General features: G+C 34.2%; 14 protein-coding genes. 4 read left to right on the plus strand and 10 right to left on the minus strand.

Annotation, left to right across the window (positions count from 1 at the left end; translation table 11 throughout):
- Positions 1–66: 66 nt before the first annotated feature.
- From R3L15_RS11035 to R3L15_RS11080, 10 genes are all read right to left on the minus strand, one after another.
- On the minus strand, positions 67–1,935 hold the full coding sequence (locus tag R3L15_RS11035) for an OmpA family protein (protein ID WP_338731718.1): 1,869 nt from the start codon (positions 1,933–1,935) through the stop codon (positions 67–69).
- Positions 1,936–1,955: 20 nt separating this feature from the next.
- Complete coding sequence (locus tag R3L15_RS11040) at positions 1,956–2,891, minus strand: type IX secretion system membrane protein PorP/SprF (RefSeq protein WP_338731719.1); 936 nt, start codon at positions 2,889–2,891, stop codon at positions 1,956–1,958.
- A gap of 75 nt (positions 2,892–2,966) precedes the next feature.
- Complete coding sequence (locus tag R3L15_RS11045; protein WP_338731721.1) at positions 2,967–10,706, minus strand: choice-of-anchor J domain-containing protein; 7,740 nt, start codon at positions 10,704–10,706, stop codon at positions 2,967–2,969.
- A gap of 159 nt (positions 10,707–10,865) precedes the next feature.
- On the minus strand, positions 10,866–12,029 hold the full coding sequence (locus R3L15_RS11050; protein ID WP_338731723.1) for a tetratricopeptide repeat protein: 1,164 nt from the start codon (positions 12,027–12,029) through the stop codon (positions 10,866–10,868).
- Positions 12,026–13,573, minus strand: a complete 1,548-nt coding sequence (locus R3L15_RS11055) for a helix-turn-helix domain-containing protein (protein WP_338731724.1) — start codon at positions 13,571–13,573, stop codon at positions 12,026–12,028. The genes R3L15_RS11050 and R3L15_RS11055 overlap by 4 nt, the downstream gene beginning before the upstream one ends.
- Before the next feature lie 271 nt (positions 13,574–13,844).
- Positions 13,845–16,928 carry a T9SS type A sorting domain-containing protein gene (locus R3L15_RS11060; protein ID WP_338731726.1) on the minus strand — a complete coding sequence of 1,028 codons (3,084 nt, stop codon included), beginning with the start codon at positions 16,926–16,928 and terminating at the stop codon, positions 13,845–13,847.
- 653 nt (positions 16,929–17,581) lie between these two features.
- Entirely contained in the window at positions 17,582–18,880 is a 1,299-nt protein-coding gene (locus R3L15_RS11065; RefSeq protein WP_338731728.1) for a tyrosine-type recombinase/integrase, read from the minus strand.
- Positions 18,881–18,904: 24 nt separating this feature from the next.
- Entirely contained in the window at positions 18,905–19,231 is a 327-nt protein-coding gene (locus R3L15_RS11070; RefSeq protein ID WP_338731729.1) for a hypothetical protein, read from the minus strand.
- Positions 19,232–19,314: 83 nt separating this feature from the next.
- Positions 19,315–19,875: an SHOCT domain-containing protein gene (locus R3L15_RS11075; protein WP_338731731.1), complete on the minus strand. Its 561-nt coding sequence runs from the start codon at positions 19,873–19,875 to the stop codon at positions 19,315–19,317.
- 31 nt (positions 19,876–19,906) lie between these two features.
- On the minus strand, positions 19,907–20,623 hold the full coding sequence (locus tag R3L15_RS11080) for a helix-turn-helix domain-containing protein (protein WP_338731732.1): 717 nt from the start codon (positions 20,621–20,623) through the stop codon (positions 19,907–19,909).
- A gap of 496 nt (positions 20,624–21,119) precedes the next feature.
- On the opposite strand from R3L15_RS11080, the gene R3L15_RS11085 reads away from it, so the two are divergent.
- The 4 genes from R3L15_RS11085 to R3L15_RS11100 all read left to right on the plus strand — a co-directional run bounded on the left by R3L15_RS11085 (position 21,120) and on the right by R3L15_RS11100 (position 24,240).
- On the plus strand, positions 21,120–21,341 hold the full coding sequence (locus R3L15_RS11085; protein WP_338731733.1) for a hypothetical protein: 222 nt from the start codon (positions 21,120–21,122) through the stop codon (positions 21,339–21,341).
- A 130-nt stretch (positions 21,342–21,471) separates the two neighbouring features.
- Positions 21,472–21,741: a hypothetical protein gene (locus R3L15_RS11090; protein ID WP_338731734.1), complete on the plus strand. Its 270-nt coding sequence runs from the start codon at positions 21,472–21,474 to the stop codon at positions 21,739–21,741.
- Positions 21,742–21,763: 22 nt separating this feature from the next.
- Positions 21,764–22,063, plus strand: a complete 300-nt coding sequence (locus R3L15_RS11095; RefSeq protein WP_338731735.1) for a hypothetical protein — start codon at positions 21,764–21,766, stop codon at positions 22,061–22,063.
- 74 nt (positions 22,064–22,137) lie between these two features.
- Complete coding sequence (locus R3L15_RS11100; RefSeq protein WP_338731737.1) at positions 22,138–24,240, plus strand: hypothetical protein; 2,103 nt, start codon at positions 22,138–22,140, stop codon at positions 24,238–24,240.
- The last annotated feature ends 6 nt before the right edge of the window (positions 24,241–24,246 follow it).

The raw sequence follows: 24,246 nt of genomic DNA on the forward strand, positions 1-24,246 counted from the left end.
GAATGACTTTTCCACTTTTCTTTAACGCATTGACTACCTATTAAAGGTAATCAAAAAAAACTGTATTTACTTAATAATCAAAAACTCAGAACGCCTGTTTAACGCATCTTCTTCTTTAGTACAATTAGATTTACAATCTATTTTTGGTTCTGTACTTCCCATTCCTTTTGCAGATAATCTACTCTTATCTACTCCTTTTGAAATAAGGTATTGCATAGTTGACTGCGCACGTCTCTCGGATAACTTTAAATTATAACTAGCACTTCCTTTGGTGTCGGTGTGGGATTTTACCTGAATATTCATATCAGGGTAATCGTTCATAATTTTAACTAATTTGTCTAGTTCTAAAGCACCTTGCGAGGTTATATTACTTTTATTAAACTCGAAATAAATATTTTCTAGTTTCACTTCGGTTTCAGTAATCATTTCGTTAATTGGCTTTAACGCTACCTCAACAATTATTTGCTCTCCTTTAGATTCATCAACAGTTACAGTTGCAGATTCAAAACCTTCTTTCACAACATTAAATGTGTAGTTGTTTTTACAATTTACCTGAAAATTTGTTTGACCATTTTTAGCTGTTTCCTGGGTAGCAAGAATGTTACTATCCTTATCTAAAATAGAGACGTTTGCTTGCGGTATAATTTGATTAGTCGTTGCATCTTTCACAAAAGCAATAGCTTCGAATTGGCAAATAGGGGTTGCGCCATAAATATTATCTACTCCTGAACGATTTGAAGAAAAGTAGCCTATTTGCATTGCCGAGTTTAAACTAAAAGCAAAATCATCACTTTTAGTATTCACCCCGTTTCCCAAATTTATGGCGTTGTCATTTTTTGATAGATCGACTTTAAAAATGTCTAACCCTCCAAAACCTTGTCTCCCACTTGAAGCAAAGTACAATATATGATTTTCACTAATAAACGGAAATCCTTCTTTTCCTGCTGTATTAACTCTTTCACCTAAATTTTCGGGTTCTCCATAAGAATTACCATTTACAGAAACTCTCCAGATATCTGTATCTCCTAACCCACCAGGCATATTAGATGCAAAATAAAGTGTTTTACCATCGCTACTTAAACTGGGGTGTGTTACGGAATATTCTGTACTATTAAATGGTAATGGTTCTATATTACTCCACTTTCCATTTACTAAAGTCGCTTTAAAAAGTCCTTGTTGTCCAAGTTTAACCTTACTTCTTTTAAGTTTTTTGTACATTTTAGTGCTATGACCATCTCTTGCAAAAATCATAGTCTTACCATCTGTACTTAATGTTATTGGCCCATCGTGGTAAGGAGTGTTTAAGCCATTTTCTGCTTCTGGCTCGCTTAATGTACCATCGGAACTTCTAACAGACTTATAAATATCTAAATATGGTGATTTTGTCCAACTATCTTTCTTTCCACTTTCATCTCTTGCACTCACAAAATAAAGCACATTATTATTTGATAAAACAGGTGCAAAATCGCTTTGATTTGAACTAATATCTTCTATCTCCTCTACTTCAAATAATTTCGATTTATCAGCTAACTGTGGAATATAGTTAGGATTTTCTAAATGTGTTATTGCACGCTGATCTTTAGGCAATAGCTTAGCAAAAACATCCATTTGCTTGTTAGCTTCTTTATATTTTCCTTGCGATTTTAAGGTTTGTGCATATCTAAAATACGTTTCGGCATCTTGCGATGTTTGTACCGCCTTAGCATACCATTTTGAAGCTTCTTCCACATTATACACATGATAATAACTATCGGCCAATTGCTTATACACATGGGCATTACCTTCATGTTCTTCTACAAGTTTTAAATAAGCATCTATGGCATCGACGTATTGATACGTTTCAAAAAGCTTGTCGGCAGTTTCTATTTGATTATTTTGTGCAAAACCTAATGTTGCTATTAAGGCTGCACTTAAAAAACTATATATTTTTTTCATTTTTTAAACACGTTTTAGAGTTAGAAGAATCTTGGTGAAACAGATACTTTTTTCGGGAAATTTAAATCGAATAAAATCATCACTTCATGCGATCCCGAAGTATATGCGTTTAGTTCAGACACAACATGATCGTACGCATATCCAATACGTAAACCTTGTGTAATTTCAAAATTAGCCATCCCACCAACAGAGTCATCTAGACGGTAGGTTGCACCAATTTCAAAACGGTCAAAGAATAATACGTTTGCAGAAACATCTAATGATGTTGGGGCATCGAAAGCTGACTTTAATAAGAAAGACGGCTTAAACTTTGTATTTTCTGATAAGTTGAACACATATCCTGCTGAAAGGAAATAGTGCATAACATCTGTACCATACTTATATTCTCCATTATTATTGCTAATGTCTAAATAGGTACTTTTTAACATATTTGGCACGGCAAAAGACACGTAATATTTATTGGTATAATAGAAGAATCCTGCGCCAATGTTTAAGTGTGTATTATTAGTGTTTTGGCTAAAAGCTTCATCATTTGCATCAACTACATAACCATTACCAATATCGCTAAACAGCCCTATTTTTTGAAAAGTGGCACCTGCTTTCATACCTAACGCTAAACGGTGTTCACCACCAAGATTAAGCGTATAAGAGAAATCGGCATACACATTATTCTCTTCTACTGGACCAATTTTATCTGAAATAATAGAAAGCCCTAAGCCTACGTTTTTTCCTACTGGACTATGAGCAGAAAATGTAGCTGTTTTAGGAGCATCTGGAACATTTACCCACTGCGAACGGTATAATAATCCTAAAGACAAGTTCTCTTTAGAACCGGCGTAGGCAGGGTTAATCACATTCATATTATACATGTATTGTGTATACTGCGGATCTTGCTGTGCTTGAGCACTCACTAAAATGATAAGTGCAAAGGCTATTGTAAAATATAATTTCTTCATTTGTATTTTATATTGCTTTTTGTTAAAAAAACCGCCTGTCTGTATTGTTTAAACAGACGGTCTTATCATTTATAATTAGTGAGCTCTATTTATGAAAACCCATCCTGTTACCGAACTTCCATCGTCTTTTTTAATACTGTAGAAGTACGTACCATCTGGTAAATCGTTACCGTCGTTAGTTTGTCCATGCCATTGGTTAGTGTACATGCCTTTATAACTAAATACTTCACGACCATTTCGGTTATAGATAAAGATATCTGTAACGCCAAAGCCTGTTAAGTCAAACGAATCGTTTTTACCATTTCCATCTGGTGAAATACCTCTTGGAATATCTCTACATGCCGAACGCTCAACCATGAAAGATGCTGTTGTAGAACAACCACCAAACATTACCTCTACTAAAATTTGAGTTGGTAAATTTAAGTTAGTGTTATTTGCATAAGTCGTTACATTAAATGTTTCAGCGTTATCTCCAATAGTATTTCCGTTAGCATCCATCCATGTAAATGATGCTTCACTTTCATTAAACGATCCATTAACTGCTGAAGCTGTTAACACATAATCGCTATTGTTACATTCGCCATTTATAACAACTTCTATATCGTCTAATATTGTAATATCAAACGTACTTACACTTCCTTCAATACAGTTAGCAATGTCTTGCACAACCTCATAAACAACAGTATAATTACCTACTGAACTTGAAGACACATTAATTTCTCCAGTTGAAGCATTAATTGACAAACCATTCTCTGCTGTAAAAGTCCCTCCTGTTGTAAATCCAGCATCAAGAATAGGTAATACCATTCCGCCATCGGCACAGTATAGGTCTTCTTCATATGTAAACCCAGTTACCGTTGTAGTGCTAGCTATAATTTCGATTGAAGCTGTATAAGTTCCCGCTTCGATACAAGTTACTGTATCTCCTTCAAAAGTGTAGGTTACATCATGTATTCCTGATGATACCGAAGTTAAATCTACTTCTCCCGTTGCAGCATCAACCGTTACTGTTGTTGAACTAAATGTACCACCTGTTGTAAAACTAGTGTCTAATGAAGGTGTTGGATTTGTATCTAAATTACAATACGGACTTCCATTATAAGTAAACGTTAACGTTGGTGTAATTACTTCTACAATTTCTAATGATGTTGTATAGCTACCTGCTTCAGTACAAGTGGCTGCATCGCCATCAAACGTATAAGTAACATCGTGCATTCCTATTGTAGCTGTTGATAAATCTATCTCACCAGTTGCAGTATCAATAGTTAAAGTTGCTGAACTAAATGTCCCTCCTGTTGTAAACCCTTCTGACAATGTTGGTGTTGGGTTTTCACTATTTGCGCAATAGGATGCTTCGTAAGTAAACGCTGATGTTGGTGTAATTACTGCAACAACTTCTATAGAGGTTGTATAATTACCTTCACCTATACAATTTGCTTCATCTCCTGTGAAGGTATACGTAATATCATGTGTTCCTACTGTTGCTGTTGATAAGTCTATCTCGCCAGTTGCAGCATCAACTGTAACTGTCGCTGAACTAAATATTCCGCCTGTTGTAAACCCAGCTTCTAATGTAGGCAATGGATTTGTACTATCGGCACAATAAGAGGCATCGTAAGAGAATGTTGTGATAGGGTCAACACCTTGAATAAATTCAATACTTGCTGTGTATGTTCCTGAAGTCGTACACGTTTCTGCGTCACCATCAAAAGTATACGTTACATCATGTAACCCCGCAGTTGCAGAATCTAGATCTATTTCTCCTGTACTAGCGTCAACTGTTAGTGTTGCCGAGCTAAATGCACCTCCGGTTTCAAAACCATCTGCTAAAATTGGCATCGGGTTATTTTCTGCATTAGTACATGTTGCATCATAACTAAAGGTTAGTTCTGGTGAAAACGATTCGCTAACGACAACTTGTATTTCTGCTCTTGGACCTTCGCAACCGTTATCTGAAACGTAAGCTACATAGTAACTAGTTGTTCCAGTAGTTGATGTGTCTGGCGTTGGTGCAGTTGTACTACCTGCTCCTCCTTGTGCATCTGTAAACCACATGGTTGTATAAGTAGCAGAGGCAGTAACCGATAGTGCTTCGGCTGTATCACCTAAGCAATACTCTACTGGCGTCTCTACTGTTGGCGTTTCTCCTACACCATTATAGGTTAATTCTATATCGTAAGAACAATAAGTTGTTTCCCAAGTAAACGTATACGCTCCTGGTTCTACAAAATTAGTTATGGTTGTGGTATTGTTTGTAGCATCATTGAATGTAACTACACTTGGATTATTTTCGTTAGGCACCCAAGTTCCTTGACCATTAGCTTCTAATAAAGCAGTCGCAGTATTACAATCTACTTCAAAAGGTTCAGTAATTATTTCATTATTATATCTAACTTGAACATCATCAAGAAGGTTTCCTACATTGGTAGTACCTCCATCTGCTCTAAATATAAATCTTGTAATATCCTGACCCTCTGGCACCTCGTATGATCCTGAGATAATTTCCCAGTCCCATCCGCCTAGGTTTTCTGTAACTAATTCATACGGTCCGCCTGGAGGTCCTGCAAATAATTGAAGGTTATTTCCTTCAAACCTAATAGCATGTGCGAAACTATAATCTAGTAATGTCGCTTCTGATGTATCAAACTCTCTATATAATCCTTTTAGTTCTGGATCGTTAGGGTCATAATCTTCTTCTGCTATTACTTGCACACATTGCCCGCCTTCGTAAGGGAAAAATCCTGCACCATTTAAGGACATCCAAAACATTAAATTATTAAAGGTATCATAGTTTTGTCTCCAACCAGGAATAGGCTCTAAAGCGCTAATGTTTTGAACAATTCTGAATTCTGAAGAAACAGGCTCTTCAAAACCTCCATTTATAGCTAAATTCATACTACATGGATCTGAAGGCGTTGTTAAACACATATCAAACCTTCTGAAATGATTATTGTCGCTATTGAGTGTTAAACGTAACTTGTAGTTTTGACCTACGGTTAACTGAGCTGAATACATGGCTATTAACACATTATCGTAAGTACACATCATTTCTACAAGATCGCCACCACCATTATCTTGGTAGAGTGTCATGGTCATTGCCGGGTAAGGCATGTCGCCACTTGTATAGTAAAAATTACCATCAAACCCTTTTACTTGTAATATATGTGCTGTTGATTCTGCTGTAAAATCGAACCAGACATCACGTTGATTAACACCCTCGCAACTCATGGCTTCTGGAGAGACCGAAGCATTTAAAAAACTGACACGAGTTGTTGTGTTTTCACATGTATCACTATTAATAGGCAATGTTAACGCCGTAGAAACATCGTCATTTCTCACAAACACATAAGGTCCAGACCAATAACTCTGATCTTGATCGCTACATACAGCTCTCACAAAATACTCGTAAGTTGCTGCAGATAAATCGTTAAAATCGGCATCTGTTGGAGTGTAAGATGGTGTATTTACTATGGTTCCAGATTGCGGTACCGTTCCATTATCTACAGGTTGAATAGCTACTTCCCATTGTGATTCCGATCCAGCTGGTGTCCATGAGAATTGTGTAGTTGCACTAGATGTTAAATCTGTTGGTTGTGGGCACGTAGGCGTTCCACAAATAGCAGGGCCACTATACACAGTTCTTCTAGGAGTTAGTCCTGTAGGGCTTGAATAAACTAAATTGTCTTCACTATCATAAACGTCAAAATGATAATTAGCATATTGTGGTGCATAGCTACCAATAGTCCAAAAGTAAAGTGAGAATTCTACACCACTACACAAGTAAGCGAAGAATTCATCGCCATCTTCATTTCCTTCGAAAGGAAATACTTGAACAACTTGATTATTTTGTGTTAATTGTAATTCTGCAGAGATACCAGTATCACTACTTAGCACAAATTTGTATTGGCATTGATTATCTAAAGGACATTTTGTAGTTACTTGCAATGGCTCTGACCATGGACTATAATCGTTTCCACATTCGGATCTTACATAAACATCATACATACTTGAAGCAGTTAATCCTGTTATTGTAAACGGATTAGTATCTGCTGTATATAAATATTCTGGAGCAGTATCGCCTTCTGGAGCAGGTGTTCCTGCTGGTTGTACTGATATTTGCCATGGTTGTGTAGAACCATTAGCTTCCCAACTTAAATCCATAGTTGTATCGGTAAGCGTATTTACATCAACCGATAGGTTAGTTACCTCTGTACAAATAGGTTCTTCCTCTATTATAACATTATCTATTAATAACCCATTTCCTCTAGAAGTACCACCACCTGTATAGTACGGCACGTGGAATGCTATGTTAACATCGCCGCTAATATCTTGAAGATCGACTATTTTAACGCGATATTCTTCGTTATTTATAATAACAGTATCGTCACTTGAGTCGTAAAGCACTGTTGTAAATTGATCTAAACTAGGGCCATTAGTTGATAACAACACCTCTAAATCCTCGATATAGTATTGGCTTAGAGCTCTATAATAAAAACGTAGTCTATGATTTTCTGTAATGGTTATTGTAGGTGAAATTAACCAGTCGTCGTTATTACCATTTGTTCCTGTAAAAGTGGCTGCCGACTGGTCACCTTCGTACACAAAATTAGCATTATCCGTATACCAGGTTTCTGTATCGCCATTTTCATCAAATACTGTCCAACAGCTATCAGATTCAGAATCTGAATCAAATGTTTCTATAAAAGGTGCGACATAAGACGTACAGGCTGTTTGAAATGCTATAGGTCCAAACCACTCGCTAACACCATTGGCATCGCAATTAGACTGAATATAAAACTCATAAGCTGTATCAGGTTCTAAATCTGTTGCTGAATAGCTCATTTCAGATACTAAAGTTCCCCCTTCTGTTGGGGCCCCCATCCCTGCTTCTTGAACAACAGCATTCCATGAGGTTTCTTGGTAACCAGATTCCCATGAAAATTCGGCTCCTGTAGCACTTACTAAATCTAAAGAAGCGTTAAATGGTATTGGACACGGTGGCGCATCTGTAATACTTACATCATCAATATTTAATCTTGAAACTTGACCAGAAAGATCTGCTGGCAATCTAAAAGCAATATAAATGGTTCCTGTAGCCTCTATGATAACCGACTTTTCGATATAACTAGAATGTGTAAATACTTCTGATGGCACCACTACTGTGGTAAAACTAGAAGGGTTATCGTTTGTTGTAGACATTACCACCTCTAAACCATGTCGTGGTGGTGTAATAGCGCCTAAATTGAATAAGGTTTCGGCTCGGTATTTATATTTTAGTTCTTTAGCGCCATCAATATTTATTGCTGGTGAAATTAAATAAGAGTTTGGGCTTGCACCAAGTTTTGCAGTATTTTCAGTTATATACCAGCCACCATTATCGGTATTCCAACAAAATTTTTGGGTATCGGGGTCTTCATCATCAAAACTCTCAAAAAATGGTGTATCATAAGATGCACATAAGGTTGTGAAAGCTATTGGGCCAACCCATTCACTTTGGTCATCGGCTTCACAATAGGCTCTAACATAAAACTCATAACGCGTTCCTGGTTCTAGACCTGAAGCCATATAAGGTGCGTTTTGTGTAACTAGTTCGCCACTTCCTGTTGGCTCACCAGCTCCTAAGTCTTGAATAGCTAATTCCCATTGCGTTTCGTTTTCGCCTTGTGTCCAAAATAACCAAGCAGAGGTTTGCGTTACATTTAATGTAAATGGATTTGTTGGTACAGGACAAGTTGGTTTATCTTCGATAACAACATCATCAATAGATATTCTAAACGCTGTTTCTTCGTTGTTAGGCTCGACAACCCAAGCAATATTAACATTACCCAAAATATCTACAGGAATATCAATGGTAACTTCCTCAAAAGCCGTATTACTAATTTGAGTTTCTGGCAATATAACTGTTGTAAAATTATCTACACCAACTCCTGTAGTAGATAGTTTAATAGAATAACTTGAAATTCCTTGAGTAGCTCGATGTTTATAACGTAAGCGTTTTTGAACACCATCGAAATTCACTTGTGGTGAGATATATAAATCATGATTTTGACCTTGCGATGACCCTGTTTGCACCGTTGCATATCCTCCTATAAAGCTCCATGCAATACCATCGTTATTGGCATCGATTGCTGTCCAACATGGTTCTGGATTTTCGTTTGTAGCATCGGTAAAACTTGTAGAATATGGTGTATTAAAAACAGGACACTGCGTTGTAAACGACACAGGGTTACTCCAAACGCCTGGTGAACCACTACAAATTGATCGCACATAAAAATCGTACGCTGTACCTTCTGTTAAGCCAGAAATAAGATTATCTAAGTTTGTTGCTGTAGGAGTTCCTGCACTAGTTGGTTCTCCTGAACCTGAAGGAACAACGGCATATTCCCAAGAATCGGCAAAGCCTCCTATATTATCCCAAGAAAACTCAACACTATTTTGTAATAAACTATTAAATGTAATATCTGCTGGAGGCGCACATGTTGGGCTAGATATTTCTAACTCGAAACATATTCCGGCTCCAGTGATTAATTGTGAGGATACTACAATAATGTATTCTTCGCCTGCTTGTACCAACATATTTGAAATAACTGCAGGGTCAAAACCATCAACAGTATTTGCACCTTCTAAACAAGTAACTCCCACATTGGCACAACTATCATACACTAAAAGTGAGCTTAAAGCGTTCCAACAGTTATTTGATGAGTCGCCGCCATCAAAAGTGGTTTGACTTAATGTTAATAAGCCATCGACTATTGGGGTATAACTTAGGAATATTTTATCGCCGTTTAAGTGATTTGTTGTTGAATTACCAGAGGAAATACAGTTAGTTCCTTGCGTTGAGTAAGTTAAATTAGGATTAGGGTAATTAGCCAAATTATCTGCTAACACATAAGGCGTTGTACTTACATCTGGCACCACTAGAGGGTATTCGCAAGACACACCGTACCTAAGTGTTTCGAAAGATACAGGGCCAAACCAGTCACTTTTTGTATCATTGTCGCACAAAGCAGCAACATAAAAGTCGTAACCTGTTTCCGGGTCTAAACCACTTAATGTATAGCTATTCCCTGAAACTGGAATTCCTACATCTGCAGGAGAGCCTCCTTCTGGAATGGCTTGTATTTCAAATTCTGTAGCACTAACATGCGACCAAGATACTTCAGCACCATCTACAGAGATGCTTTCTACAGAGATATCGTTTTCATTAATTACTGGACATCCTTCTACCACTCTAAACTGGTCTACAAACCACTCGTCGCCTGTTGGTGTTGCTCCGTTTTGTGTATTGGTTACTACAAAAGCAATATAAAGCGGAAAGCCTTCTGGCAAATCAGGCAATTCAACAACCTTTTTTTCATAAGTTGTTTGCGAATCGATGTTTAAATCGGCTTCTGTGTAACTTGCTAAGGTGACATTAAATCCGTTAATATCTGGTTGCGCTGCCGTAGAAATTCTTACTTCATACGTAGCACCATTATCTATTTCACTAGATTGTTTCGTGTAGAATTGAATTTCTCCATCGTTAGGCATGGTTACCTGTGGTGAAACCAAAAAGTATTGTGCCGTATTTTGATCGCCAACATTATCGGCACTAGGGTTTACAGAAGCACCATTAGTTCCTAAATAACCATCGGTAGTTGTGCTCCAATCTATATTAGCATTATCGTTACCAAATAATGTCCAAGTAGCTGGAATGCCACTATCAAAAGATTCGGTAACTTGAGCATATCCTTTTCCAGAGAGGAATAAAAATAAAGCTAAAACAAAAAAGAAGATAGGCTTTTTTGCTACAGCCGTTTGTAACGTTTTTCTCATGTTAGTACAAATTTCAGTTTAGTATTTTAAGCACTTAAAAATAGCTATTGCTATACTATATATAAAGGGGATATCTTTGCTTTTTACTGAAATTACAAACACAAAAAAAATCTAAAACCACGCGTATTACATAGGATTAACGCTTGGTTAACATTTTTTTTACACGGTTGAGGCGGGTTTCGTGTTTTGGATGTCTTTTATCTTTTTTTGAAGGGTTTTTATTGTCTTTTTGTTTTTTCTTTCAATTAAAAAAACAGCTAAAATCACTAAAATTATAAAGGAAAAGATCCATTTAATTATGGTTTTAAAACGAACATCTGAAGCTTTTAAAATGGCTTCTTGATTTTTATAATTTTCGTTGATGGAGATATTTATAGAATTACGTTCCGACTTTTTTATTTCTAACTGGGTTTTTAAATACAAGTCGTAATACTTTTGATAGCTTTCCCAGTTATTTAATGCTAAATGATTTTCAAATAGGCCTTTGTAAATACCTTGATTTAAAATTAAATCGCCAACCTTACTTGAGGTTTTTAAAGCAGCTTCTAGTAAAGATAGGGCTATTTCATATTGTCCTTCTAAAAGATAGACTTCTGCCAGGCCTTTCTGCGCAAAAGAGATTAAACTGTTGGCTTCTTCTAACTCGGCGTATGATATAGCCTTTTCAAAACTTTCTTTAGCTAAATTATACTCGGAAAGCAAACTATAACAATTACCCTTATTATAATTTACAATGCTTAAATTGGTGTAATATGCTGCGCTACCTAAAGATTTATATTCACGAATACTTTTGTTAAAAAACTCGAGGGCAATGTCGCAATTTAAATTCTCTTTGTAGATAAATCCTTTTACAGCATAACTGTTTGCTAAATACTTCCTAATAGGATCTTGTGGCGGATATAAAGAAGATAATTGTTCGGTTTTTTCTATATATTCTAACGACTTATCGTAAATTTTTAACTGTTGATAAAGAATTCCTATCTTAAAAAGAATTTCTATTTGTAGTTTTTCATCATCTATTTCACTTGATAAATTATTTGCTTCTGTGGCATATTCCAGTGCTTTTTGGTAATCTCTTTTAGAAGTATAAGCTAAAGAAACAAGAATTAAACCGCGAATTCTATTTTTTTGAGTGTACAGATTATTTTCATAAATGGTTAACCCTAGTTTAATAGATTCATCAGGGTTTTCATAAACTTTACTTTTACCAACTTCTAACAAACTATCTATTTCCTGTATAACCTTTAGTTCAGGAATATTCGATACGGCCACTTGAATAGCAAAAACCGTTAAAAAAATGGTATAGCATGTTTTTATTTTCATGAAACAGATTGTTGTTCTTTTAGCTCTTTACGCTCTTCACGTATTAAATTAATAAATTTTGCTGGCGACATCCCTACTATAGACTTAAACACAGTTGTAAAGCTACTATGCGATGAAAACCCACATTCTTCTGCAAGAAAGCTAATTTTATAATTCACATAATTAGGGTCTTTCTGCAGTTGTTTTATAATGTAATCGACCCGTAACTTATTAATAAACGTATTAAAATTATCGTTATAGTATTTATGGATAACTTCTGATAAATATTTGGTGTTTGTTTCAAATTGACCAGCTAAAACAGCTAATGACATGTCTTTATTTAAAAACTTTTTAGACTTTTCAAACCGATTTAATTTAGCTAAAATAGCGTTCTCTGTTTCTTCTGATATAACGATCCCTTTTGTTTTTCGTTTTTTGCTTATAGTTTTAGGTTTGGGTCTTGTTTTTAAATAATTGGTTCGGCTTATTTCTAAATAATTAATAATTTCTCGCAGTCGTTTTTTTCTACTTTCGCTTTTAAACACGACAAATGCGCCTAGTGTTAATACTAATAAAGCACATATTAAAAAGATATTTCGTAGCCTAGATTGCTTTTCTTTATTTATCTCTAAACTCCTTTCTCCTAAGTTTTGTAATTGATTGTAAAGGTTGTTAATAGATTCTTGCTCTATCTGCTCAACTTGATTATTCAACACTAAAAACTCATCATTATAGACTTTATGTTGACTTTTTTTGTTTGAAGCCAAATAATTAACTGCCAAGTCTTGATTTATTTGCATTAATAGGGTGGTATTCTCTATAATGGAAGCAAATCTTAATGCTATAAACAAGGCTTCTTCACTTTGTTTAAAAGCCCTTTGCTGCAAATAAAGGTGCCCTAAAGCCTTATACATTTGTGCTTTTTGATATACATTTTTTCCTTGCACAACAGCATTTAAGCTTATCGCATTATTAATGTAAACCATTGCAGAATCGTTTTGAGACCTATCGCTAAAAGCACGTTCTTTGGTTAAATAAAGCTCTTGTCTTGCCTCTGGGTGGTCTTCTAGATAAGTCCTATACCTTACATCGGTTTCATTTAATGATTCTAAAGCGTGTTTTGCTTCGCGTTTGTCTAAGAAAAGTTTAGATTGCTCTATAGATAGTTTAAAACCTAAGTAGTCTTGTTGGTTCTTATTGGAGAGTTTTTTTACTAAATCTTGAGTTTCTGCTGAAAAATCATCAGACAAGTTGTATAAATATAGCTTACGTAATAATTCGGACTTAAGAATATTAACCTCAACCTTTGTCTCTAATGAGATTTCTTCCACAAAATTATACTCATCAAAAACATAAGTAATCGCTTTATTATAATCGCCTTTTATCAAGTAGCTTTTTGCTAGAAGGATATTGGCTAAAGCTTTTTTTTGGGGTGTTAGCGCTGTTTTTAAAATATGCTCAGAAACTTTAATAGCCTCATCAGGATTTGTAGAAACAAGTTCTTCGGCTTTGGTATATAAATCGCTTTGCTGAGAGTAGGCATTAGTAACAAAAAAAACATTCATACATAAACAAACATGTATAAGTATTTTAAATAAAACTGTCGCGTAATTCTTTATCAAAACAATCTTTTTAACTTTTAAAAAGCATATTTATTGAAACAAATATAATGTTATATTAAGCTTAATATAACATTATAACTTTAAAAAATGTAACTAGTATATAAAAAGCAAAAAATCCATCGCTATATGCAAATGGATTTTATTCATAAAAAAAAAAACAGGGATAACTTTTACGCTATCCCCATTTTAACTATTAACCAAAAAAACTTAATTTTTATTTTTTAACGACTTTAAATGTCTTTTCAGCTCCGTTTACTTGAACAGTTACAAAATAAACACCTTGGTTTAAGTTGTTCATGTTTACAGTTGTTTTTAAACTGTTTGGCTTAGTTACTAATATCTCTTGTCCAACAATGTTGCGAACACTAATGTTTGAAATATTATTTCCAGCCTTAACAGTTAATGTATTTAATACTGGGTTAGGATAATATGTAAACGATTTAAAAGCATCTACATCACTTACACTTAACGCTTCTTCTGTTGGATAAGCAAATATTTCAAAATCTGCGGCTCCACTTGCATGAATACTAATTAGGTATGTATTCCCTGCTACAACATCACCTTGTATATCTCCAGAATTATAACAACTATAGAATCCCGTTATATAATTATCTGATGTATTAGTACAATCGTCTGTATTATACACCGTATAATAAGCAGAACCTGTTACTCTTGTAAAATCAAAATTATAAGTTCCTGTATAATTTGGCGTAAAACTGTACCAAATGGTATTATAACTAGACACACAGCTTTGAACTGACGGATACGAATCATCCATATTCCCTACAATAGTATTGTTTCCTGTATCGTCTGATTCTAGTAACTCAAATGGCGTTGTACAACTATCGTTTTCTACAGGTTCTGGCAATGCCCACACACATAAGTCAAACTCGGCACCTGGTGTAGATTGAGCAGACCTTACTATAACGTAATACGTTTCAGAACTACTTAAAGTTAACACTACATTATCATTCTCGCCACAATCAATCAATTCGGTAAACGCTCCACAAGAACCACTATATACCATATAATTAGTACTTGGGGCATCAGCTGATGTTATTGTAAGATTAAATTCATATAAACCATCTACACTTGGTGTAAATGTATACCATACATCACCAAAAGTTGAAAATATTGTATTAGGACAAGTAGATGCGTCAGACAATGAAGCCCCTACAGTCGTTCCAGATACAGCATTATCACATGTTTCTGATGTTGATTCTGTTAACACAATAGCATCAGCACAATTGTCATTTGCTGGAAAAACAGGTGTTTTTAAACAAATGGTAAAGTTTTGTTCATTACCACCATTAGAGCTCGTATTTCTTATGTAGTAAGTATCCCCTATTGTTAAACCACTAACATAAACAAAGTCTCCTGTTTGACATAACATGCTAGTAAAGTCACCGCTACATGTTCCATCAGTAGTTGCAAAAACCTCTGTCGATAACAAGGCTGTTGAAGACCCTATTGCTGACTCAATATTAGAATACTGAATAATTACACTCTCTGCAACGGCTTCAAAAGAAAACCAAACATCACTGTTTCCTGCCCCACAAGTAAACGATGTTCCTGCTCCAATAATTTCAGAGTAAGAAGCCCCTGCATTTGTTGCATCGGTTGTTATAGTACATGTATCATCTGTATTTATGGCTAACCCTAAAGCTCCGCTACACTCATCGTTTGTTGGTGGACAGTAATATGATGTCGTCGCTTCTGCAAAACATGATGTTGTATCGTCGTTTGTTAGTGTTAATGTAACCTCACTTCCGCTTGTATAAGGTCCAGGCATATTAACAATACCTGTTTCCGTAATATTTGTTATGCTATTACCTAATCCATCACTTAAGGTTAAAGAACTAGCATCTCCTAAATAAGTTATATCAGCATCAATACTAAAGCCTCCGTTAGCGCAATCTTCAACAGCTGAAATTGTCATTTCAGGGCTTATACATTCATCTTGGCTTATTACCAAGTTATAACCATACGTATAATATGGAGCCGATTCATTACCTGAAGACGAACTTAATACCACATAATAATCTTGATTAGCAGAAAGCACTACATCTAGAAGTTCTTTTTGGTACAATCCTGTATCTGGGTTTACTGGCACACTAAAATTACCATCGGCTACAACACAACTAGTACCTGGGTCACCTGGACAACCATCAAGAAGTAATACTGAAGAAGAATAGAAATTCCCATCAGCTTCATTCCAGTTATAAATCACTTGAATATCTACAGATCTATCTTCGGTAGCTGCTGGTATTTGATAAAAAGCGTCGTTAGCTCTCATGTAATTACTATTACATGGGTTAGCATCTACTATATCTTCAAAATTGGCTGTGTCGTTAACATCAACATAAACAGGACTTGGGTTAGCAATAATAGGATCTCCACAAGTTGCTCCTGTAATAGGCGGGGTACGTGTTGTAAAGCTTTCTTCTGAACAACCAGTAGCATAATCATTTACGTCGTCTCCATTAAAATCGTTAAAAGGTGTAATACTTACAAAATACTCAGTTTCATAATCTAATAACCCTGTTAAATCATAGCTTGTTCCTGTAACCTCCTCAGCATTAACAATATCTGTCGCTCCTGTACTTGTTCCTATAGAAACTGAATAACCTGTTGGAATTCCTGTAGCCGTCGCCCACGTTAATGTTGAATTTGGCTCTACATCAGTAGCACCACTAACAGGTGTAGCTAAAGCAGTACAATTAGGTGCAGATGTAGCCACTTGTGTTATGGATATATCGTCAACAAGCGCAATTAAGCTAAAGTTATTTACTGTAGTTCCTGTTAACACAAATCTAGCCTGAAAATCTGTACCTGCCGCTAAAGTTCCAACATTAACACTTCCAGTTGCAACACAGTCTAACGGACTTACAAATGTAAAGTTAGAATCGTCTATTGTAATAGCAGCTGTCCAGTTTGTTCCACCATCGGTAGAGTACTCAAACACTAAAGATCCCCAGTTTGCTGCTGGTGCCGAAAAACTTGGAGGTGGAAATCGGCTTACTTGTTCAAAAACATTGTACGCAAAACTAACTGTTAAATCAGTATCGTTAGTAACAGCTGTTAAGTTTTGTGTGGTCATTATTGCTGTTTGCCCAGCACCAACACCCCCAGACGCTTGCTCTGTACCACAACCATAAAAGGCATTAGTATCAGAAACATTAAAATCGCCTGTCCAGCCAGCTGGCAGATTACCACTTTCGAAGTCTTCAACAATTTCTACTTGAGAAAATGCTGTGACACTTAGTAGCATCAAAAAGTAAAAGGTAATTTTCTTCATTTTTAATAAATTAGTTAAGTTAATATTTAGCTTTAAAAAATTTTGAGAAAGCAATCCTCTAAAAACGATTATTAGGCTATTTTCAAAATTCATCGAACTTTAAATTCTTGGTTAAAACTAAGTAGAGATATACATTAATAAAAGGGCTTACCTTTTACATTTACTGAAATTTAAAAGAAAAAAAAAGACTGTAAAATACTGACAAACAAAAAGGTAGACGTTCGTTTACAAAACATTAACAATTAATATGCTATTAGTGTTTTTTTACTATAAAAAACTACTTTTTACAGTAAAAAAGATAATAAAAGGATTAAAAGAAATAAAAAAACACAATAAGAAGATTAGAATTTTAAAAAGTAAATAATAAGAAATTTAAGGCTATAAAAGTGACTCTCTAAGATTATTTAAAAATATTCAAAGCATCTAACTCAGTTATTTTTTAAACAAAAAAACCTGTAACTAAGTTGTTACAGGTTTTTTACAGTACAGAAGGCGGGACTTGAACCCGCACGACCAAAATGGTCATTGGATTTTAAGTTCCCTTTCTAATAAAAACAAAAACAATTTCAACTAATAATCAGTATATTAACTAAATTCAACCTTAAACAACATACCTTTACACATACCTTAAAACATACCTTATAACATTAACTCTAAAAATCTATTGTCGTGTAGTTTGAACTCTTTTTAGGTAAGATAGCACCGATACTTCTTAGGTACTTTTTCAATGCATTTTCAGATGAATGCCCAGTAATACCCATTAATTTTATGATGGCTTCACGTTCATTTAATCCCTCATTAATAAAGTTCATAAAAATATCACTTGTAATAGTGTGTCTACTACTATAAATAGTATGATCTTTAGTTAAATTGAAATCTTTTTGTTGTTCTCGAATAGTTTTAAACCTATTACTAAAATAAGCTGTTTTACCCTCGTCTGAAATATCCCAATAGCCTGTTTTACCTGCTTCTTTTGTAAAAATGTAATGTTCTCTTGGCTTGTTTCTTATATCGTAAACATTCTCTAAAAGTGAAATTAAATCTTTAGTTAATGGCTTATATGTTATATTCTCTGTTTTAGTTTCTATAGCAACTACAGCCCTATCTAAATCAAAGTTTTTAACTTTCAGTTTAGCAACTTCTTTATTTCGCAAATAGGTAAACATGATAAACTTGAAAAAGTAATACAAGTTTAAATCATGCTTCACTAAATACTTTTTTAAAGCTACAAGCTGTTTTTTTGTATAAACTTGATGCACTTCTGGAGCTGACTTTGAAGTTTCAATTTCTGAAAAGTGGTTATGATCTATTAAACGACGTTTTTTTAATACTCTAAAAATAGCCGATAATTCCCTACGTGTATTATCTACACTAGTTGCCTTGTTGCCTTGATCAGACTCATAGTCTATGTAGCTTAGTGCATGTTCAAAATTAAACTCATTAGGAGCAATATTTTTTAACTTGTTTTTTCGCAACCATTCAAGTAGTTTGTTTACCCTCATGGTGTACCCTTTTATTGTTGTAGGCTTTAAAGTAAGGCTTTTTTGAACTATAGCATCGTTTAATGCCTTTTCAAGTGTTAAACTATCATCTTTATTTATACCAACTGGTTGCTTGGGATTGGTTCTAGCATCAAAATTAAACTCTTGCTTATCTAATGGGCTATAACCATGATAAAGCAAAGTAGATAAACCTTTTGCTAATCGTGTACCATACGAGCGTTTTTCTTCAACAGATTTTAACCTGTTAATTTGTTTACGCACTTTAAATGGCCCTGTCATCTTACCATTATTATCTCTAAAGTAATAATAAACATACCAATCAGCATTAACATTAGCCACCGTTCTACCATTAACTTTTTTTTGGGGGATGTAAAGTTTAGGTTCAGAGTAGTTAGTATTGGTTTCGGTGGCCAATATTCTGCGTAAATATTTATCGGCAGCGTTACTCATTAATATATTACTGTAAAATTAATCTTATCCTTTTAAAATTCGTAATGCAACTAATTGGTCTTTCCAGCTATCTGTGTAATGAATTGTATAGCCATAAGAAAACTTATTCATTCTAAAGTCAATTAAATGTTGCCAATTAGCATCAAGATCAACTAAAAGCTCTTCAAAATTAGAATCATCGTATTTAACGGCATCTTTATCAGAAAAAATAGTTTTAACGTACACTTTATTTGTTTGTAAGGCAAACTTTAAAGCTTCAATAAAAGGATCTTTAAATTCGACTTCGCTGTCACTTATAGTTTTAACTGGATGAATTATATCAGATAAAAATTCATTACCCTGTTTATACAAGAGCAAAAATAATATATGACACACCAAAGAGTTGCTTTTATAGCTTTTTAAAAAATTCATCACTTAATTTAATAATACTTAAACTACTCATTTAAAACCTTATACTTTTCCTTTTTAAATTCTTCGTCGGTTAAGATACCATCATCGTAAAGCTCTTTTAGTTTTTTTAACTTATCGTATTTTTTGTTAAAATTACTTGTTGGTTCATTTTGAGACTTTAATTCATTTTGTGTTTCTTCATCCTCATTAACTTCAAGTGTAAGTTCACCATAAAAAATTTCTTTCAACTTTATAGCTTCTTCAATATCTATATTATAAACAAGTGTTTTTTGATGGGTGCTTAAGTGGCCAACTAAATATGGATTACCATTAAACATATCACTTTTAACTTTAATTTTATCTATAATAAAAACACGTGTCTGAGATGTCTTTTTTAAGTTCTGTCTTCCGTAATACCAACCACCAAAACCACCAGAAATGACACTTTCATAAACTTCGTCAACATCACTACCAGCCAAATATACTTCATCACCTATTTTATAGTTTATACCATCGCTTGCCGTATAACTATCAAGTTTTTTAGTTTGCGAAAAAGAATTAATGTTTAAAAATAAAGTGGTTGTTAGTATAATTATTAATCTCATAAGTTAATTTAGGGTTATTACAATTCTGTATTTAAAATGTTCGTTTAGTTACTTTAAAAATTTGGTGTATGTTGTTTAGGTTTAACTCAAAATCGCTGTATTCTGGGCTTGTGTTTCTACTATGGCAAGTTATCGTTCCAGCTTCGGCATTCATTCCTATAATATCTTTAAATAAAATATTGCTATGCGTTACAATTACCCAACCATATTTTGCTGGATAAAAACCATCTTTCCAATGGTCTCTTCTTAATTCTCGGCCTAAAACAATAGCATTATCTTCTGTATCGTTTATGTTACCACCATCCATGCTATCACCTTTTACTTTAAATGCCTTATAATTACCCTTACCTACCTTATCTACTATAAAAGTAACTTCTTCAAAATCTTCAAAAAAATCTACGTCTTGGTAATCACTTATATATTTAGCAAAGGCGTTTGCTGGTATCATTGGCACTTTCATTAAAAATTTCCCACTTGGTAACTCAATATGCTTTATCCTATTTTTAGGTATAATTACATTGTTTTCAATCTTCTTTTTGAGCATACTTCCATTACCAAGCAACAACCATTCGTAATTTATTTCGAACGTTCTTGCTATTTTTTCTAGGAAGCTATATTTAGGCTCTGTTTTATTTATATAATTCCTAATATTAGCTTCATTAACCCCTAATTTTTTTGCAAAATCAGAATTATTACCATCGCTAAAATGTTCTACAAGCTCTTTAATACGCAGGTTTATATCACCCATTAACAAAGTTTTATTTAAATGTATTCGCATTTTGTTTCGAATTTATTTGAATATTCGTAATTTTTTTCGATATTTGCCTTGTAACAAAATAACAAGTCGCAATGTTAAAAACACATACCAAATCACGTGCCAAAGTTGTAAGAACTTTCATACCAACGGCTCACACCGTTAAACAGCAAAGCAACAACCCTGCAACAACCCAAATAAATACCAATACTAAGAATAATAAGGGGCTAAAAATCCCTTTTCTATTCCTCAAAATAAATACCCAACACCATAAGGTTTTAGGTCGACATCAAATATAATATTTTTTTGTCACAGTAAATTCCACCAAATAAATACCAACAAAAAAGCAGGAATACCACTTCCTGCTTTCTAAAAGAGCCAACAATGTTGACTCTCACCAAATAAATACCAAACACCACACAAGGCAATGTAAGGTAAGTATTACAAAAGGATACCACTCCTTTTGTGTTTAACAAAGTTAAGTAAAAAAATGTCTGCTACAAACAACACGGTTAAAATAATTGCAACAACCCTTAAGGGTTTGTTGGAACCGTTAAGTGAAGCCGAAAAAATTGCTGTAGCAAAAGAAGTTGGTTTGCCTGTTAAAGAAGAACCTACAAAACGAGAAATAGACGATGCCGAATTTACAAGCTGGTTAGCAGACTCATTAAATAAGGATAAACGTAAAAGACACGCAAGGCAACAAGCGTAAAGATACAATCTCAGCAAATTTTTTGCGACAGTCGTTAGTGGCCGCCACACATAGTTAATTTAAGATTTGGGAAATAGATTAACGGCGGCCATGAAGCGACAACTAACAAAACCTAAAAAACCCAACCACTATGGATAACGCCTTTTTTAATCTTCTAGACAACACAAACCTAGTTCTTTTACTAATTATAGTTACAACAGCAGTAGCTTTAATTTTCATCATTGTAATAGAGCATATTTATAGCCACATAAAAGGTAAAAAGTCTTTAAAAACGAGGTCTTACAAACCTGCCAAATCTTACAAGATATATGATGAGATTGAAAAAGAAAATAGAGTGAAACGTAGAAAAAAACTTAAACAACAAAACCGCACTAGAAAGTGGTTTTTACCATATAATTAATAACCAAATAAATACCAAAACCATGTCGCAAACACCAACATTAGAAGAACTTAGAAATACCTTTGGAAAACAGCTTTTTAACGTACGAAGCAAAGTAGAAAAATGGCATTTACTTGATGATGGGCTACTGCCTAAAGAAATGTTTATAACAGGGCATTTTCCAGATGATATAACTAATGAAGAAATGACTAAGGAAGCATTACTTTTTCTAGAAATTTTTAAACTAGAAATGTTTAAATCTATGCCGTATCTTAAAATAATCGCTTTACACATAGATTATACAGTAGGGTTTGTTCAAGTTAGATTTAAAGTATTACAGTAGCAACACCCTTAACAAGCCTTGTTTTTACATAAAAACAGGGCTTAATTTTTCCCAAAACCAAATAAATACCAATTATGCCTAAAAGAAGTCGCAAAACTTTACAATTAGGTGATACGTTTGGCCAGATAAATAAACATCTGCAAAGCCAACGTAAAAACACCTATTTAAACAATAGTCAATACCCAAGGCTAAAAGGCACATATCCATACATAAACAACACCGCTCTTAAACTCACTCTAGGGCGTTACAGAACCTATGTAAATCTTTGGGCTAAGCGTGTTAAAACTGAAAATAAAGCCGTTAAAACCTATAACCATAAGGTTAAAGCCTATTTAGAGCAAAACCCACCTACACCAGCAATACAACAAGCCATTAATAATTTTGGTAACCGCAGAGTAAATGGCAAAAAACTAAAACACCTATCTCCTAGAGTCTATAATTTTTATGTTGAAGCCGAAAACAAAAATAACAAGGCATTATTAATACAAAAACGTAACTGGCAACGTATAAACCAACAAACCGACGAAGTGTTTTTATGCTGCCTGTTCCAGTATAATAAACTGCTTAAACGTATCAACAAAACAAAGCGAAACATAGCAAATAAGTCTTATCAATATATACCTAAACTAGACTTTAATTCGAGCGAAATTAAGATGCTAACTAATAATGGTGAACGCATATTACGCATGACAAATCAAACCATTAGAAACCACCGCAAACGTTTAGAAGAAGCCCATATATTACGAGATTACTCATTTCATAATCACGAAACAGGTGTTAAGGTACATTTTAACAATCAAATTTTAGTAGCATTTTGTGAACATGAACGCGAATTATTACTACCAGAACACCAACGTATAGATCAAAAAACATTTGCTGCATGGGCGGATAACGACTTTGTTTGTTTAGCCCTACATTCAAAGACCTACACACCTGTAAATCAACAAAATAAATATTTGAAAAGTGAAGAAAACAAGAGCGTTAATAATATTGTTAATAACGGTATTGAAAAAACCGCTAAAAACACTATACATTCAACAAGTCAAAACATTAACAATCACCAAAGTAACCATTTAAAAAGTGAAGAAAACGATGGTGTTAATAACGTAAATAGTACAACTTTAACCCAAACGAGTAAAAATCTTACACATTCAACAAGTCAAAACATTAACAATCAACAAGATAACTACTTAAAAAGTGAAGAAAATCAACTAAAACAACATAGAGAGGGTTATTTTATTGATAGTCAGTATAGTATAAATTTAGAAAGTGAAAGTTTCACGGATAACAATAAACTTACTAGAACAAAAAATAATGTAAATAAGTTAAAAGGAAGTTCGCTAACGCTCTCAAATAATAATTTAAAATTACAAGAACACAATCTAGCAAGTTTTGCAAATTTTAATAGTACGCCTAATAAAGCATCATTAAATAACCCCAAAAATTCCGACGATTTTTTAAAATTTTTGTTGCGCCCAGAAATTTTGGCCAACCAGTTAGCCCAAGGCGTGTATTTTGTGCCGCCAAAAATAGATGCTGCGGCCATTTTTAACGAAGCTAAACATGGCACGCTAACAAAACAGGAATTTCAACACTTTGCTATTAATTATTTTATGATGGTTTTAAGCCCTGTGTACAACAAGCCAAATGTAAAAGCATCTTACGGTAGCTGGCGTTATGCCATTAACTATTTTAGGCAATACATGTTTAGGCTAAAAACAGGTAGCATAAAACCTAAAATACAAATAGCCGATGAGCTTGTAAAAATACATGTATTCGCCCTTAACGAGCTTCATAAATACTGCAAATCAAACCCAAAATTTAACGTGCTTTACCCTAACCTTTATCTAGACTTAAGAAGAACCGACAAACAAAGTGGCGGTTATAGATGGTTTGCAACAACCCAATACAATGCTATGCTAGATGGTTTAAACCAAAAACCAACTACAGCAGATAAGCCAGAAAAGGCACCCCCTTACCAAAGGCTACTAAAAAAGGTAGAAAGCCATGTAAACGGTAAATTGTCTTTGCTTGATCTGGAAGAATACGCCTATAAAAACCACAAAGGCGAATTATACGACAAGCTAGAACAAATGATTATAGAAGAAAAAAAGGAACAACAACACAGGCAAAATGCCAATCAAGCCCAAAGTATAAAGAATTTTTTAACCAAATAAATACCA

Origin of the sequence: Mangrovimonas cancribranchiae (genome assembly GCF_037126245.1) — a bacterium.
GTDB classification, from domain to species: domain Bacteria; phylum Bacteroidota; class Bacteroidia; order Flavobacteriales; family Flavobacteriaceae; genus Mangrovimonas; species Mangrovimonas cancribranchiae.